Origin of the sequence: Ruegeria arenilitoris (assembly GCF_013030985.1) — a bacterium.
Classification (GTDB): Bacteria; Pseudomonadota; Alphaproteobacteria; order Rhodobacterales; family Rhodobacteraceae; genus Ruegeria; species Ruegeria arenilitoris_B.
On the sequence record NZ_WPYP01000002.1, the window covers coordinates 1 to 15,995 of the forward strand.

The window sequence follows — 15,995 nt, forward strand, 5'->3', positions numbered from 1 at the left end:
AAGTTCTTCACAAACGTCAAAACATACTCACTACCCTGGCCAGAGTGAGAAACAGGCCCCTCTCGCAATCGGGAGGGGCACGAACAATTCCTCGCCGGAACTGGCGGACCTTACGAGGTCCGCATCTTTTCAAAACGACAACGAGGAGCGGATATGCCACAGATTGTCCATACCGAAGGGGAATCAAACACCTCTGAAGCCCGCAAAAACTGGCTGAAAAAGTCCATCGGGCCCAAATCCTCGCCGTTGCTGAAACGCGATGCGGATGTGTTCCTGCATCAATCTCTGTCCAGCCCCTGCGTCAGTACGATTGCCAAGGCCGAAGGCATCTGGATCGAGGATCTCGATGGTCGCCGCTACATGGATTTTCACGGCAATTCGGTGCATCACATCGGGTATGGCCACCCCCGGCTGGTTCAGGCGATCAAGGATCAGCTGGACGACCTGCCCTTTGCCCCGCGCCGCTTCACCAATGACCCGGCGGTGGAACTGGCCGAAAAGCTGGTGGCCATCACCCCTGGTGATCTGGGCAAGGTGCTATTCACCACTGGCGGTTCGGACGCCAATGAAGTCGCACTCAAGATCGCCCGTGCAGCGACGGGCCGCTTCAAGACACTCAGTTTTTGGGACGCCTTCCACGGCGCAGGCTTTGGAGCCGCAAGCATTGGCGGCGAGGCCACGTTCCGCAGCCACATTGCCGGGCCTCTTTTGCCAGGAACCGAGCATGTGGCCCCTTTCCACCCCTCCCGTTGTCCTTATGGTCACACAACGCTTGAGGCCAGCGCCGAAGCCTGCGCCAACATGATCGATTATGTGCTGGAGCGCGAAGGCGACATTTGCGCCGTGGTGGCCGAGGCGATGCGCGCCGTGCCCATCGTACCGCCGCCGGGTTTCTGGAAGCGGGTGCGCGAGATTTGCAACCGCCACGGCGCATTGCTGATCCTGGACGAGATCCCGACAGGTTTGGGCAAGACCGGGCAGATGTTCTCGTTCCAGCATGACGAAATCGTTCCCGACATTGTCACCATCGGCAAATCGTTGGGCGGGGGTATCCTACCCATCGCCGCCTGCATCGCCCGGGAAAATCTGGATGTTTGCGGGGATTTTGCCATCGGGCACTATACGCACGAAAAGAACCCCGTTACCGCCCGCGCCGCACTGACGACACTCCAGATCATCGAAGATGAAGGGTTGGTCGAACGCTCGGCTAAATTGGGCGAGCACGCGATCGGGCGCTTGATGGACGCGCTTCAGAATGTTCCCGTCGTCGGCGACATCCGGGGCCGTGGCCTTATGTTCGGGGTCGAGATTGTCGATGACCGTTCCAGCAAGACACCGGGGAATGCGCGTGCAGAACAGATCTATTATGCCTGCCTCGAGGCGGGGTTGAGCTTTAAGATTAGCCAGGGATGCGTTCTGACCCTGTCGCCGCCACTGACAATTTCGCAAGCTGAACTGGATCGGGCAATCGACATCGTCATTGCTGCGATCAAGGACGAAATTTGACCTGTCTGGCCGTAGTACGCGATAAACGCAAAAAATGCCGGGGGACATTCGTCTATTCGGATTGGCAAGGGAAGCACACGGAGCAACTTGAAAAGGAAACTGCGAAATCGACTGAACCAGCTGTGACGTCGGAGTGAAGTATGGCAATTGTCACATTCCTAATAAGCCTGACCGGGGCAACCATGCTGTTGCTTTTCGCGGTACGTATGGTGCGCACTGGGATTGAACGCAGCTACGGTGCGTCATTCCAGCGAGTGATGACGCGGCAGCGCAGTTACCTGCAGGCCTCGTTGGTTGGGTTGACGATGGCGGTCGTCTTGCAAAGTTCGGCAGCCGTGGCGTTGTTGACCTCGGGTTTTGCCGCCAGTGGAATGCTGAGTTTTCCAGTGGGGCTGGCAATTGTTCTCGGTGGTGATCTGGGCTCGGCGTTGATTATCCAGGTCCTGTCTTTCCAACTGGATTGGCTCGTGCCGATGCTTTTGGCGATCGGGGGCTATCTGTTCGTCAAGACCGAGGCCAAGAAAGCACGGCAGCTTGGACGCATCCTGATGGGCGTGGCTTTTATCCTGATCTCGCTCAGGTTCCTGCGCGAAGCGATGGACCCCATCCGGGACAGTGCGTTTTTACCTGCTGTGGCCGATTATCTGGCGCGCGATTACATCACGGCTTTCCTTGTCGGCGGTGCCCTTGCTTTTGTTATGCACTCGTCGGTCGCGGCAATCCTAATGTGTGTGACGCTTGTGCAGATCGGTGCAATCCCGTTCGCCGCTGGTATGTCATTGGTCTTTGGTGCGAATTTCGGATCGGCTTTTCTTCCGGTCTGGCTGACCCGAGGCATGCCAGTGACCGCCCAGCGAATACCCTACGCAAATCTGGCGCTGCGTGGCAGTTGGGCGCTGGCAACCTTGTTTGCGGCAAACCTTGCCCTGCGAACCGGACTTTTGGGCGACCCGCAAGGGGGGCAAATGCTGGTCAACGTGCATATTGCATTCAACCTGTCACTGTTGGTTTTGGCCCTTCCGTTTTGCGGACGATTGGCAGCCTTGTACGAAAGGTTCTTGCCAGACCGGAACAAAGAGCAAAAACCGAAACCCGCACGGCCGGTCAGCGCATTGGACATGGAAACCGTGGCAAATCCCAGCCAGGCTTTGCCGAGCCTCAAGCGTGAGTTGCTGCGGATGAGCGACCTTCTCGAAACCATGTTCCGCCCTACCCTGGAGCTATACCGCAGCGGGGACAAAGAACAGATTCAGTCGGTTCAGGCTATTGACGAGGACGTTAACCAGTGCCTCTCGGGTATTCGCGCCTTTGTCGCCGCGATCCCCCCTGATCTATATGAAAAACAGGATGCAAAAACCGCGCGCGATCTTATGGAGATTGCAATCCGGCTTGAAACGGCGGGGGATGTTGTCGCCAAACGCCTAACCGTATTGGCCAGCGAAATGCGGACCAAGGGATCAAGTTTCTCACAGGACGGCTGGTCGGAACTTGTTCAGATGCACGAGGGTATTCTGGCAAACATGAAGCTGGCTTCGAACGTGCTCATTTCAGACGATTTGGAAAGCGCGCGGCTTCTCAGCCTGGAAAAAACCGAAATCAAACGCGTGGAACGTGACAGCCGCAAGCGGCATCTGCGCCGATTGCAACGCGGCACCAGGGAAAGCTTCGAAACCAGCGACATTCATCTGGAGACTTTGCGGGCATTCCGAGAGTTCAACAGTCACATAGCTTCTGTCGCCTACCCGGTCCTTTACCGGAATGGTCAACTGTTGGAGACACGGTTGATAAAGGAAATAGCAGACGAGGCTCAGGACTCATAGCCACTGTTCGCGAACGAAAGCTCTCTGATCTGAGTCTCAGGGATTTCCCCATGCCCTTCAAAAATATCGACTACTCGCGCATGAAACTCGGCTCTTCGGTCGGTCCCCCATAATTTCCTAGCAATAGCCGGTGAGCAGGGGAAGCCGCCCTATGTGATCCCTCTCAGAGACTTGGGCTCTAGTTGCGCCAAGGGAGTGCGAACTAAACAGTCTCTGTTTCGGAACGCGCGGGAATTGCAGCACAATACCGGGTTAAAACCGCTGATGACATGAGATGGGTATAAGTGGCGGTGCTGTCAGACGAATTCGAACCAGTCTCAGCTAGGCTAGTATCGCTGCCCTTTACGCCACGCCAAGTTCCCGCCACTCGGCGAGAGCAGCCCGATACGATGCGAAGCGATCTGTGATGACGGTTTCCGCTGTGCCGTGTCTCTTCATCAATTTCTTGAGGAATTTCAATGCCGCCAGCTTGTTTCGACGTTTGGTGACAACTGCTTCAAGCACCTCGCCTTCATGATCTACTGCGCGCCACAGGTAGTGCCGCTTGCCGTTCACCTTTACGAAGACCTCATCCACATGCCACTTCGATTTTGAGTATGCCCGCAATTGCTGGACCCGTTTTCTCCGGATTTCCGATGCGAAAATCGGGCCGAAACGGTTCCACCAATACCGCACTGTCTCGTGGCTCACTTCGATGCCACGTTCATGCAGCAGGTCTTCTACATTGCGAAGCGATAGTGGAAACCGAACATATAGCATTACGGCTAGCCGAATGATCTCGGGGCTGGTTTTAAAGTACTTAAAAGGCGATCGCCTTTTCGTGAATAGAAGCTACGAAAGCCCCCTGCCCGCCTCAAGACAAGTTCTTCTGACAAGACCAGTTCGACGCTTCAAGCCTCGGTCAGGTGCTTCCTGACCGTCGGATCAATCTTAGTGCTTTGGATCGGATAGATACCACAAGCGGCTATAGCCTCGCGCGCTGGTACACGCTCGTGCAAGCGTTTCCAGATTGTTTTGGCTGCGTAGGGATGTGGGTAGGGGCGCCATGCAACACCCATGGTCATTCCTCGCAGATATTTCAATTGTTGACGGTGTGCGGAGTACAAGATTGTATTGGCGACGCTGCCTTCTCGTACGAGTTCGTGTTCAGTCACGAATATCCTGTTTCCTCGCATAGTCACCAAACCAGCGTAACGCGAAATCTGGTGCGTGCTTTTGTCTGGGGATGTGGCAATTTCGCGAGAGCGGATCGTGAAAAGCCCGTCGACTTCCTGAATGCGGATCAAAGAACAGAAGATTTTTCCTTCCCAAGAAGGTGTACAGAAAAATGAATGGTAGAAACCAACATAGCGCCTGAGGTTTTTCTGTTGCCCGCGAAATGGATCCATAAATGCGTCTGTGGGCGTTTTACCAACTTGTGGTAGGACACCCTTTAGCATTCGTTCAAAGCTCGCAGTTTCAGCGAACAGCTCAGCTTCTGTCAGGTCGAAATGACGCGCAATCCGGCGCATGTTGTGGGCCGAAGGCAGGCTGGAGCCATTCAGGTAGCGATTGAATTGCTGTCTGTTGACGCCGATATCACGACAAATCTGTGAAATACTGCCGTGTTCTGCGCATAACGACCTTAGGTTGGCAGAAAAATTCTCTGTCACAAGCAAAACCTTTCGCGTTCTGACGCTATATCACAGCAAACAGCGTCAACTCGCGCAAGATCGCACAATTTGATTTATCTGCAAATCGGTTTCTTCTTCGGCATCAGCTCGCAACAGACAAGCTTCCAGATGCCCATTGAAACCATCGAAAACACATGGATCACACTCTCCGACGGGCGGAGGCTTGCTGCGCGACTCTGGCTACCCAAAACGGGCCCTGCACCGGCCATTCTGGAATACCTGCCTTATCGCAAACGCGACGGCACTGCGCCGAGAGATGAAACAACACACACGGTATTTGCCGAGGCTGGCTATGCCTGCATTCGGGTCGACATAGCTGGTACCGGGGACAGCGAAGGGCATTTCGACGACGAGTACTCCGAGCAGGAACTACGTGATGGTGAAGAGGTCATAGCCTGGATCGCTGCGCAGGATTGGTGTGACGGCCATGTCGGGATGATCGGAATTTCGTGGGGCGGGTTCAATGGTCTGCAATTGGCCTTCCGGCGACCACCAGCGTTGAAAGCGGTGGTCAGCGTTGCCTCGACCGTGGATCGATATGCCGATGACATCCATTTCATGGGTGGGTGCCTGCTGAGCGACAATATGAACTGGGGCAGTCAGATGTTTGCTTATCTGACCCGTCCCGCTGATCCTGACCTTCGTCCAGATTGGCGCAAGGATTGGCTGGATCGACTGCAAAGCGTTCCATTCTCTGCCGCGGATTGGCTGCGCCATCAGACGCGTGATTCATTTTGGAAACATGGCTCGGTTTGCGAGGATTGGTCCGCGATCCAATCTCCTGTTTTAGCTATTACAGGTTGGGCAGATGCCTACGTCAATGCACCCCCGGCTTTGGCGGAGAACCTGACGGTGCCGACAAAGGCCGTCATTGGGCCGTGGGAGCACCGCTATGCACATATCTCGCAGCTTGATCCTGCGGACTTTCATTCCGAAGTCATCGGCTGGTTTGACCGCTGGCTGAAAGGGCAGGAAAATGGGGCCGAGGACCTGCCTGCGTACAGGACATACATGCAGGAACACTTCAATCCGACAGCGCACAACTCTGCCCGGCAAGGTCGTTGGGTTGCGGAAGCCACATGGCCGTCGCCGCATGTTTCTGAACAGGTTTGGCATTTGACACCCGGCGGGTTTTCTCAGGAACCGACTGCTGGCACGGTCGCCGTCACGTCGCCCAGCCATGTCGGTGCGGAAGGCGGGTACTTCTGTGCGGGATTGCGAATTGATAACGAACTTGCCGGAGATCAGGCACGTGATGATGCCTTGTCGGCGTGTTTTGACAGCGCGCCACTGCAGGCGCCGCTGGAGTTGTTGGGCCGCGCGAAGCTGAAGTTTCGGTTTTCCGTGGATCAGCCTGTTGCCCAGCTTGTCGCGCGGTTATGCGATGTTTCACCTGAAGGTGTATCGCAGCGTATCAGCTATCGTCCGTTGAACCTGTGCCACTACAGCAGTCACGAAACGCCCGAAGCCTTGCAACCGGGTGAGATTTATGAGGCTGAGATTTCCCTGAATGAATGTGCGCACCATTTGCGCGAGGGCCATGTTTTGCGATTGGCCTTGTCGACGTCTTACTGGCCGATCGTCTGGCCGGCGCCACGTTCGGCCAAGGTGACATTGCACTTGCAGGATTGTGGTCTGCATCTGCCAGTGCGCGAAGTCGCACATGAAATTCAAGCCTCGGAACCCGGTCCGGCGCAGGAGTATCCAGTTCTTGCAGCCGATCAACTGCGGTCACCTGGGGCGCAGTCCGAACATTCTATGACTGAAGATGGCCGGGTGGTTCTGGAGACTTTTGATGATTACGGTAAAACTTGCGACCCCTACCACGAGTTGATCGTCGGCAGCGACGTGCGCATGCACTACAGCATTCACCCCAACGATCCGGCCTCCGCATGTTTCGAGACCGCCTGGAGTTTTACCTTTGAACGGACGGATTGGCAGGTCGCCATTTCGACCGAATGCCGCATGAGTTGCGACACGCAGAATTTCTATCTCTACCGCAAACTACGCGCCACCGAAGGCGCAGATGAAATCGAAGTCCTGACAAAGGAATGGTCCGAAACCGTTCCGCGCGGGCTTCTCTGACTTAATCCAAGGGAGGATACTATGAAGATCGAATGGACAAAGGCCAATGTTGGTCGCCGAGGGTTCTTAAAGGGCGCGACCGCGCTTGGGGCCGCTACAGCGCTTCCGATGGGGTGGGCGAACCGCGCATTCGCGGCAGATGACGGCGTTCTGCGGGTGCGGGCTTATGGTGACGCGCAAAACATGGATCCGGCCCATTCCGTTGGTGTCGTCGAAGAAGAAGTACATGCCTCGATCTACAACAAGCTGATCCAGTACAAGCCGGGCGAGGAATGGGGCTGGCAGATGGATGCGGCGACGATGATCGAGCAGGTTGATCCGACCCATATCAAGTTCGCATTGCGTGACGATATCGGGTTCACCAACGGGTTTGGCGCCATGACGGCCGGGGACGTCAAATTCAGCATGGAACGGATCGTGGACGACGCGACCGACAGTCCGAACAAGCCCGACCTGGGACCGTTCAGCCATGTTGAAGTGACCGGTGAACGCGAAGGGACGATCGTTCTGAACAAGCCGTTCGCACCAATCTGGTCGATTGCCCTGCCTTACATAACTGGGAACATCGTCTCGAAAGCGGCGGTCGAAGCCGCTGGTGGTCGGATCGGCGCTGATCCGGTTGCGGAATCCGGCCCGTATCTGCGAGACAGCTGGTCGCCCAAGGAAAAGACGGTCCTCAAGCGCAACCCGGACTGGAAAGGCGATGCTCCCGCTTGGGACACTGTCGAGATCTACCCGATCGACGATGAAAACACGGCCGAGATTGCGTTTGAGGCAGGTGAACTGGACGTCACCCGCGTGTCGCTGGGTTCGGTCGAACGATACCGCGCCGGGGTTCCCAATGGCGGATCGCTGGTTGAGAAACCCTCGCTTTACTATGTCTGGATGGGCATGAACGTCGAGCATCCGAAGCTGCAAAACCAAAAGCTGCGGCAGGCGATTCAGCACGCGGTAGATGTGCCCAGCATTCTTGAAGCGGCCTATTTTGGTGCTGCGGAACCGGCAACCGGTATCATAGCACCTGGACTTGCCGGGCATCGGCCTTCGTCGCTTGTGCCACCTGAGGCAAATTTCGAAAAAGCGGCGCAGTTGCTCGCGGAATCCGGTGAAACCAATGTCACGCTGACCCTCGACACGCTAAACAAGACGACCTTTACGACAACTGCCCAGATCATTCAGGCGACGCTGGCACAGATCGGGATCACGGTTGAAGTCAACGTTCTGGAATCCGGGGCGTTCTGGGCGTCTGGTGACAATGAAAGTCTGCAGCTTGTTCTGAACCGTTTCTCGATGACCCCGGACCCGTATTATGCGACGTCGTGGTTCACGCCTGAACAGATCGGAAAATGGAACTGGGAGCGCTTTAACAGCCCGGAATTCAACGAAATTCATGAAACTGCGGCTGCTGAAACGGACATCGCAAAGCGGGCGGAGATGTACCAGCGCGCGCAGGATCTGATGGAAGAAAGCGGCGCTTATCGCTTCATCACCCACGAGGCGACACCGGTAATTCACAGTGCTCGTGTCATTCCAGCGCTGCGGCCGGATGGCCTGTCGTTGCTGCGCTATTTCGGCAAGGCGACCTGATCTCCCCAGGTCGACCGGGTACGGCGAGCGCGTGATGCTCGCCGTGCCAAATTGAACGCCATCAAGCCATAAGGAGCCAGTTGGCCATGCTGAATTTCGCAACCCGTCGCTTCGGGCTGTCGCTGCTCATCCTGTTCGTGGCGGTCACCGTCATGTTCCTGATGATCCGCGCTGTGCCTGGCGATCCGGTCCAAATCATGCTGGGCCCGCGCGCCACGCCCGAGCTTCAGGCTCAACTCACCGCGGCGCTGGGATTGGATCAACCTATCTGGAAACAGCTTTTGATCTTTTATGGGAATCTTCTGCAGGGTGACCTAGGGACCGATGTCTTTTCGGGCCGGCCCGTGACGGACATCGTATTCCAGCAATTGCCATTCACGCTGGAACTGATTTTTGCGTCGATTCTGTGGTCTGCAACACTGGGCATTGCACTTGGCGCCTATGCGGCTGCGCACCCCAACACGTTGATTGATCGCATCGCGGCCGCAATATCTGTCAGCTTCGTGGCTGCACCTGCCTTTGTTGTCGCGCTTCTGGCGCTTTTAGTTTTTGCCGTGCATCTGCAATGGTTCCCTGCCATTGGCGCGGGCGAAGGGTTTTGGGACCGTCTCGACCATCTGGTTCTACCCGCCTTTGCCATCGGGCTCAGCTGGGTTGGCTATATTGCCCGGCTGGTGCGGGCCTCGATGTTGGAGGTTATGGGCGAAAGCCATGTGCGCACAGCGCGGGCTTTTGGCATCGCCGAACGTCGCGTGGTCATGGTTTATGCGCTGCGCATCGCCATTCTGCCGGTGGTTACCGTGATCGGCGTTGGGATGGGCTTTCTTCTCAGCTCGGCCGTTTTTGCGGAAATCGTCTTTGCCCGCCCCGGCCTGGGCAAGTTGGTGATCGATAGCATCACCACCCGAAACTATCCGATTGTGATGGGCTCGGTCCTCATATCAACGGCATTGTTCGTGGTGTCGACGGCCTTGTCAGACCTGATCAATGCGTTGCTCGATCCACGTGCACGCACGGCTCACTGAGGGGAGAGAGGCATGGAAAAATCTCGTTCCGAACTGGGTCAGATCATCGTCGGCGTTGCCCGTGACCCGCTTGGCCTTATGGGGTTGATCATCGTCGGTGTTATCGTGTTCTGCGCCATCTTCGCCTATTGGATCGTACCCTATGATCCGATTGCGATGGATATCAAATCCCGCATGCAAGGCCCGTCTGCTGCGCACCTGCTGGGTACCGACCAGCTGGGCCGCGATACGTTTTCTCGGGTTATCGCCGGGGGTCAGGTCGCGCTCAAGGTGGCGTTGCCCGCCGTGTTCGGCGCGATGGCGATTGGCCTGACGCTGGGCATGATTGCCGGGTATGGGCCGAAATGGCTGGATAACCTTCTGATGCTGTTTTTCGACACCATCAGGTCCTTTCCGACCGTGATGTTCGCGCTGGCTGTTGTTGCCTTGGTTGGGCCCAGCTTGCAGACGGTGGTGTTTGTGGTCATGGCGACCTCAATCCCGACATACGGGCGCGTGGCGCGGACCCAGACACTGACGCTGCGCAACTCCGAGTTCATATTGGCCGAACGTTCGATGGGGGCCAGCATGGCGCGCATCCTTGGTGTACATATGCTGCCCAACATCATCGGCGTTCTGGCGGTGTTGGCGGCGATGGATATCCCCACCGTCATCGCGCTTGAGGCTGGCCTGTCCTTCTTGGGACTGGGCGTTAAACCCCCGACACCCAGCTGGGGCGCATTGCTCAAGGATGGCTATTCGCTGATCCGCCAAACACCGTGGTTGGTGGTGGGCGGGGGCCTGCCAATCATTCTGGCAACGCTTGGATTCACCTTTCTGGGTGAAAGCCTGCGCGACGTGGTTGACCCGAAACTGAGGAAACAGCGATGACCGACACACTTCTGGAAATCGACCATCTCAGCGTCGACTACGAAACTGGCCGTGGCGATCTCAAGGCGCTGAGAGACATCACCTTCAACGTCAACAAAGGTGAAATTGTCGGCATCGTCGGGGAATCCGGCTGCGGCAAATCCACCCTGATCTCATCCATCCTACGCCTGACCGCACCCAATACGCGGTTCCGTGAGGGAGAGGTTCGGTTCAAAGGACAGGACTTGCTGAAGGCGTCTGAGCGTCAGATGCGTGATCTGCGTGGGGCGGACATATCCATTGTCTTTCAGGACCCGATGCAAACGCATAATCCGGTTCTGACCATTGGGCAGCAGATGCTGGATATTCAGCATCGCTCCAAACAGTCAAAGGTGGACAAGCTGGCCCACGCAGCCAAGATGCTAGGTGCTGTTGGCATTCCCGATCCCGAAGCGCGCCTGAAACAGTATCCGCATGAATTCTCCGGCGGTATGCGCCAACGGATCGCTATCGCCATGGCGCTGATGTCCGAGCCCGATCTTTTGATCGCGGATGAGCCGACCACGGCGCTAGATGCAACGCTTGAGGTGCAGATCATCGAACGCCTGCAAGAACTACAGCGCGAATTTCACTGTGCCATCCTGTTTATCTCGCACCATCTGGGCGTGATTGCAGAACTCTGCGACCGGGTGGTTGTGATGTATGCCGGTGCAGTTGTCGAAAGCGGGGATGTGCGTGAGATTTTCCACAACCCCAAACACCCCTACACCCGCCGTCTGATCGAATGCGATCCCGGTCACATCAAAGAGCGCGCCCGTGTATTGCCCACCATTCCCGGCGAAGTGCCCGATCTGGCCAACCTGCCGGGGGGCTGCATTTTCCGGGATCGTTGCGATCAGTCCATGCCACGCTGCGCGACCGAAGTGCCACCGCTGGATCAATTGAAAGAAGGTCATCACGCTGCATGCTGGCTGAACCACGAGGAGGTCACATCATGAGCTTGCTGAACGTTGTGGACCTACACACCAGCTATGGGCCGGTCAATGTGCTGGCGGGTGTCAGCTTCACCGTAGAACCCGGCGAGACCTACGCGCTAGTCGGTGAAAGCGGTTCTGGCAAAACAACGGTTATTCGTGCCATTGCTGGGCTTGCACCTGCGCAGGATGGCTCGGTTACCTTTGAGGGTCAGGAAATCCGTGGAGCGCCGGAAAGTGTCATGCGCCCCCTGCGCAAAGACATGGCAATGATGTTTCAAGACCCGGTCGGAAGCCTGTCTCCGCGCCTGACAATCCGCAGTCTGATCACCGAACCCTACCGCATTCAGGGCATGAAGGATCGCGATCTGGATGCCGAGGCTAAGCGCCTGTTGGAAATGGTAAACCTGCCCACGCATTTCGCGGATCGTTACCCTTATCAGCTGTCTGGCGGTCAGGCACGGCGCGTGGGTGTGGCACGCGCGTTGGCGTTGGAACCCAAGCTGATCCTAGCGGATGAACCGACCGCGGGCCTCGATGTCTCGGTACAGGGCGAGTTGCTGAACCTGCTCAACGATCTTCGCGAACGGCTGGGACTGGCGATGGTGATCATCACCCATAACCTCAGCGTCGTGCGCCACGTGGCCGACAGAATGGGCATCATGTATCTGGGTCGTTTGGTCGAGGAAGGCTCAACCGAGACGATTTTCAACGATCCGCGCCATCCCTATACGCGGTGCCTGCTGAGCGCCAACCCAGAGCCTGATCCTGATGCGCGATTGGAACGGATTGCCCTCAAGGGGGAACCACCCAGCCTGCTCAAACGGCCTTCGGGGTGCGAATTCCGCGAGCGTTGTCCCTTTGCCAAGGACATTTGCACCCAGACCCCTCAATGGGAAGTCGACGGCAGCCACGGGCTGCGTTGTCTGGCCCCGCTGTCGCAATAGGAAATCCGATGCCAAGCACACTCTATTTTAACGGCACAATCCTGACTATGGATGCGCAGAATTCTTCACCCGAGGCAGTTCTGACCGAAGGAGACAGGATTCAGGCCGTGGGGACCGAGGCTGACCTGCGCGCACGCAGGCCCGCAGGTTTTCAGGAACACGACCTGCAAGGCCACACTCTGATGCCCGCGTTTATTGATCCACATGGGCATTTCCCGGATCCGGGGTTCATCCGGCTGTTCCGCGTTGATCTGTCTCCGCCTCCTTTGGGGGATTGCAGGCAAATGGCACAGGCGCTGGACAGGCTGCGAGAGAAGGCCGACGCAACGCCCGAGGGTGATTGGGTCATGGGGGTGTCTTTCGACAATACGTCCATTCTCGAAGGTCGTATGCCCACGCGGGCCGAGTTGGACGGTGTATCACGGCGTCATCCAATCTGGGTTATTCACGCGTCAGGTCACAATGGTGCAGCCAATTCTCTGGCGCTTGAGAGGAGCGGAGTAAATCGTCAAACACCTGATCCGGAAGGCGGCCGCTTTGGCCGTGACCCTGAAACCGGAGCGCTGACCGGATTGATTGATGGTCTATCGGCCATGGGCGAGATGGGCGATACTGATTTTCTCATCAACCGGGAAAGGTTTTGGCAAGGCTTTGACGCCTGCCGCGACGAATACCTCGCCCACGGCGTGACCTACGCCCAGAATGCCTGGACGTCGCAAGCCATGCTGGAGCACTTTGCCAGCCTGCCCGCGGATCAGGACCCGGGCATTGACATCGAGCTTTTACCTGTCGGAAACCTAGAGCCCGAGTTAACCACGCACTGGATTGAACCGAACTGGCCCGGCAATCCACATTTCACATTGGGTCCGCGCAAGCTTTTCACGGATGGAGCTTTTCAGCTGCAGACCGCCTATCTGTCGGCCCCGTATTTCAGACCTACGGATCCGGATCATCCGTGCGGAATGGTTTACACCTCGCAAAAGCAGCTGGATGTCGACGTCAGCAAGCTTCATGGCAGTGGCTTGCAAATTCATTGCCATTGCAATGGTGATGCCGGCGCCGAGATGTTCATTGATGCGGTTGAAAAAGCTCTGCATGCGCACCCGCGCACAGATCATCGTCATACCATCATCCACGGTCAGGCCCTAAGGGACGATCAGCTAGAGCGTATGGCCCAGCTTGGTCTCACCGTCAGCTTCTTTCCCGCTCATGTGTATTTTTGGGGGGATCGTCATTACGACACTTTCCTGGGACCCGAGCGGGCTGCGCGGATATCACCGGCAGCGTCAGCTGAACGGTGCGGCGTGCGATATACGATTCACAACGATGCGTCGGTTACGCCAACACGTCCGATCCACTTGGCACATTGCGCGGTGAATCGCACAACCGCTTCGGGCCGTGTGCTCGGCGAGGATCAAAAGATCAGCGTACTGTCAGCGCTACGCGCGCAGACCATCGACGCGGCTTGGCAGGTTTTCAAGGAGGATCAACGCGGGTCTATCGAGCCGGGCAAGGTTGCTGATTTTGCTGTCCTTTCGCGCAATCCTTTGCACGCGCCAGAGCGCCTGACAGATACACGAGTGCTTGAAACAATTCGCAACGGTCAGAGTGTATTTGCCGCACCGCACGCCGAACAAGAAATCGAGCACATATAATGACGGCCAAGCGTATCGCGATCGCGGGGTTTCAGCATGAAACCAATTGCTTTGGTGTAACAAAAGCTGGTCTCCCCGAGTTTGAGATGGCAGATTCCTGGCCCGGCTTGTTGCATGGCGAAAAGGTCATCTTGGAAACTGAAGGTATGAACTTACCCATCGCAGGTTTTGCCGCGGCTGCTCAAGCCGCAGGGATTGAGGTTGTTCCAATCCTTTGGTGTTCTGCCGAACCGTCCGCACATGTAACCGATCATGCATTCGAAGCGATTTGCGGGATGTTGTTGAATGGAATCCGAGATGCCGGCCACATTGACGGCGTTTATCTGGATCTCCACGGGGCAATGGTCACCGAAAGCCTTGCTGATGGCGAAGGGGAGATTTTGCGACGCGTGCGCGAAGTTGTGGGTCCAGAATTTCCAGTGGTCGCAAGTCTGGACCTTCATGCCAACATTTCAGCCGAAATGGTCGAACATGCAGATTATCTGGCAATTTTTCGCACTTACCCACATCTGGACATGGCAGATACGGGTGCACGGTGTGTTCCCGTCCTGAAGCGCTTGCTGGCAGGTGAACCACTATACAAAGCATTCCAAGCGGTACCGTATCTCATTCCCCTGCATGCTCAATATACAGGTTCCACACCGTTCGATGAAATCTATCAATTGCCGGTAGAATTTGAGCAGAAGGACGTCCTGGCCGAAATCGCTCTGGGTTTCACAGCGGCGGATTTCCCCGACACCGGCCCGTCCTGCGTTGCCTATGCAGCCACGGCCCAGCAAGCCACCGCTGCCGCCGGGGAAATTGTCGATTTGTTTTTGGCCCGGGAAGCTGATCTTGATTGCTCGATGTTGTCACTAGACGAAGCCGTTTCGAAATGTCGTCAGAAGTGGGGTAAACCCATTGTTCTCGCAGATGTTCAGGACAACGCTGGTGCAGGTGGGACATCTGATACCACAGGGTTGCTGGCAGCATTGATTAAAGGCGGTGCAAAGAAGGCCCTGATGGGTCTGTTCTACGATCCGGAAAGCGCAAGACAAGCTCATGAGGCCGGAGAAGGTGCATTGGTCCAACTGGCCATCGGTGCAAAGTCCGGCTTGGCGGGACATGTTCCGGTCAAGGCCGAGTTTGAAGTTTTGGCTTTGGGGGACGGCACTTGCCGCTATACCGGAGAAATGTATGGAGGTGGTGTAGCAACACTGGGCAAGACGGCAGCGCTGCGTCTGGTTGGACACGAGGCCGAGATTGACCTCGTCGCCACAAGCGTACGTAACCAATGTCTGGATCGCGCGCATTTTACGCACATTGGGCTGAATCCGAAAAGTTATTCGGTGATATGCGTCAAGAGCACCACACACTTTCGAGCAGACTTCGAACCGATTGCAGGAGATGTATTTCCGGTCTCTTCGCCTGGTACTTTTCTCTGCGATCTGGAAAAAATCCCTTACGCCTGTATCGCTAGAAGGTTGCCCTACACAGGCGATGCCGCAATTAGCCAACACAAAGCAGAGGCCCATTGAATTCGAAACATCCCATTCTGAGAGCGTTTCTTCCTTAGATTTCGAACACAACCGCTTGGCGCTAAAAGTTCGAAAACCGAGTTCGTTCCCCTTATTCGCTGGCCAGTCATAGAGAACAAACTCGCGATCTAGAGGGTACTATTCGGTCACTTGATTGCGTGAGATTTGTGTTCAGATGGCGGTGACCAAAGAAATATTTCCCTTTATTAATTATACTTTAGCGCAAGTTCAGATTGTCAGCGATCAATAAGTTCAATTCTTTTTTTGTTCGCTGCGGGCACCTTAATTGACCGGTTTATACACCTCGCGGAGGCACCAAAACTGATGCGACTGCAGCTATTGTCGCGCTGCGAGCGC

General features: G+C 56.2%; 11 protein-coding genes and 1 pseudogene. 10 read left to right on the forward strand and 2 right to left on the reverse strand.

Going from position 1 to position 15,995, the window contains the following annotated elements:
- Window positions 1-153 precede the first annotated feature (153 nt).
- Window positions 154-1,506 carry a (R)-1-hydroxy-2-aminoethylphosphonate ammonia-lyase gene (pbfA, locus tag GOX88_RS05845; RefSeq protein ID WP_170400269.1) on the forward strand — a complete coding sequence of 451 codons (1,353 nt, stop codon included), beginning with the start codon at window positions 154-156 and terminating at the stop codon, window positions 1,504-1,506.
- A 140-nt stretch (window positions 1,507-1,646) separates the two neighbouring features.
- The gene (locus GOX88_RS05850; RefSeq protein ID WP_170400270.1) at window positions 1,647-3,326 is read left to right on the forward strand and encodes a Na/Pi cotransporter family protein; all 1,680 of its coding nucleotides are present in this window, start codon (window positions 1,647-1,649) and stop codon (window positions 3,324-3,326) included.
- Window positions 3,327-3,692: 366 nt separating this feature from the next.
- Here the strand turns inward: GOX88_RS05850 and GOX88_RS05855 are convergent.
- Window positions 3,693-4,142: pseudogene (locus GOX88_RS05855) on the reverse strand (IS6 family transposase); the annotation flags it as partial.
- A 74-nt stretch (window positions 4,143-4,216) separates the two neighbouring features.
- Entirely contained in the window at window positions 4,217-4,978 is a 762-nt protein-coding gene (locus GOX88_RS05860; RefSeq protein ID WP_170400271.1) for a helix-turn-helix transcriptional regulator, read from the reverse strand.
- A gap of 129 nt (window positions 4,979-5,107) precedes the next feature.
- Here GOX88_RS05860 and GOX88_RS05865 point away from each other — a divergent pair, with 129 nt between their 5' ends.
- The 8 genes from GOX88_RS05865 to GOX88_RS05900 all read left to right on the forward strand — a co-directional run bounded on the left by GOX88_RS05865 (window position 5,108) and on the right by GOX88_RS05900 (window position 15,638).
- Window positions 5,108-7,084 carry a CocE/NonD family hydrolase gene (locus GOX88_RS05865; RefSeq protein WP_170400272.1) on the forward strand — a complete coding sequence of 659 codons (1,977 nt, stop codon included), beginning with the start codon at window positions 5,108-5,110 and terminating at the stop codon, window positions 7,082-7,084.
- 21 nt (window positions 7,085-7,105) lie between these two features.
- On the forward strand, window positions 7,106-8,671 hold the full coding sequence (locus GOX88_RS05870) for an ABC transporter substrate-binding protein (RefSeq protein ID WP_170400273.1): 1,566 nt from the start codon (window positions 7,106-7,108) through the stop codon (window positions 8,669-8,671).
- Between the two features lie 86 nt (window positions 8,672-8,757).
- Entirely contained in the window at window positions 8,758-9,696 is a 939-nt protein-coding gene (locus GOX88_RS05875) for an ABC transporter permease (protein WP_170400274.1), read from the forward strand.
- 12 nt (window positions 9,697-9,708) lie between these two features.
- A complete protein-coding gene (locus GOX88_RS05880) occupies window positions 9,709-10,566 on the forward strand; it encodes an ABC transporter permease (protein ID WP_170400275.1) in 858 nt (285 codons plus the stop codon).
- Window positions 10,563-11,543 carry an ABC transporter ATP-binding protein gene (locus GOX88_RS05885; RefSeq protein WP_170400276.1) on the forward strand — a complete coding sequence of 327 codons (981 nt, stop codon included), beginning with the start codon at window positions 10,563-10,565 and terminating at the stop codon, window positions 11,541-11,543. The genes GOX88_RS05880 and GOX88_RS05885 overlap by 4 nt, the downstream gene beginning before the upstream one ends.
- Window positions 11,540-12,466, forward strand: a complete 927-nt coding sequence (locus GOX88_RS05890; protein ID WP_170400277.1) for an oligopeptide/dipeptide ABC transporter ATP-binding protein — start codon at window positions 11,540-11,542, stop codon at window positions 12,464-12,466. The genes GOX88_RS05885 and GOX88_RS05890 overlap by 4 nt, the downstream gene beginning before the upstream one ends.
- Window positions 12,467-12,513: 47 nt before the next feature.
- Window positions 12,514-14,121 carry an amidohydrolase gene (locus GOX88_RS05895; protein ID WP_254443297.1) on the forward strand — a complete coding sequence of 536 codons (1,608 nt, stop codon included), beginning with the start codon at window positions 12,514-12,516 and terminating at the stop codon, window positions 14,119-14,121.
- A complete protein-coding gene (locus GOX88_RS05900) occupies window positions 14,121-15,638 on the forward strand; it encodes a M81 family metallopeptidase (RefSeq protein ID WP_170400279.1) in 1,518 nt (505 codons plus the stop codon). Before GOX88_RS05895 ends, GOX88_RS05900 begins: the two co-directional genes overlap by 1 nt.
- The last annotated feature ends 357 nt before the right edge of the window (window positions 15,639-15,995 follow it).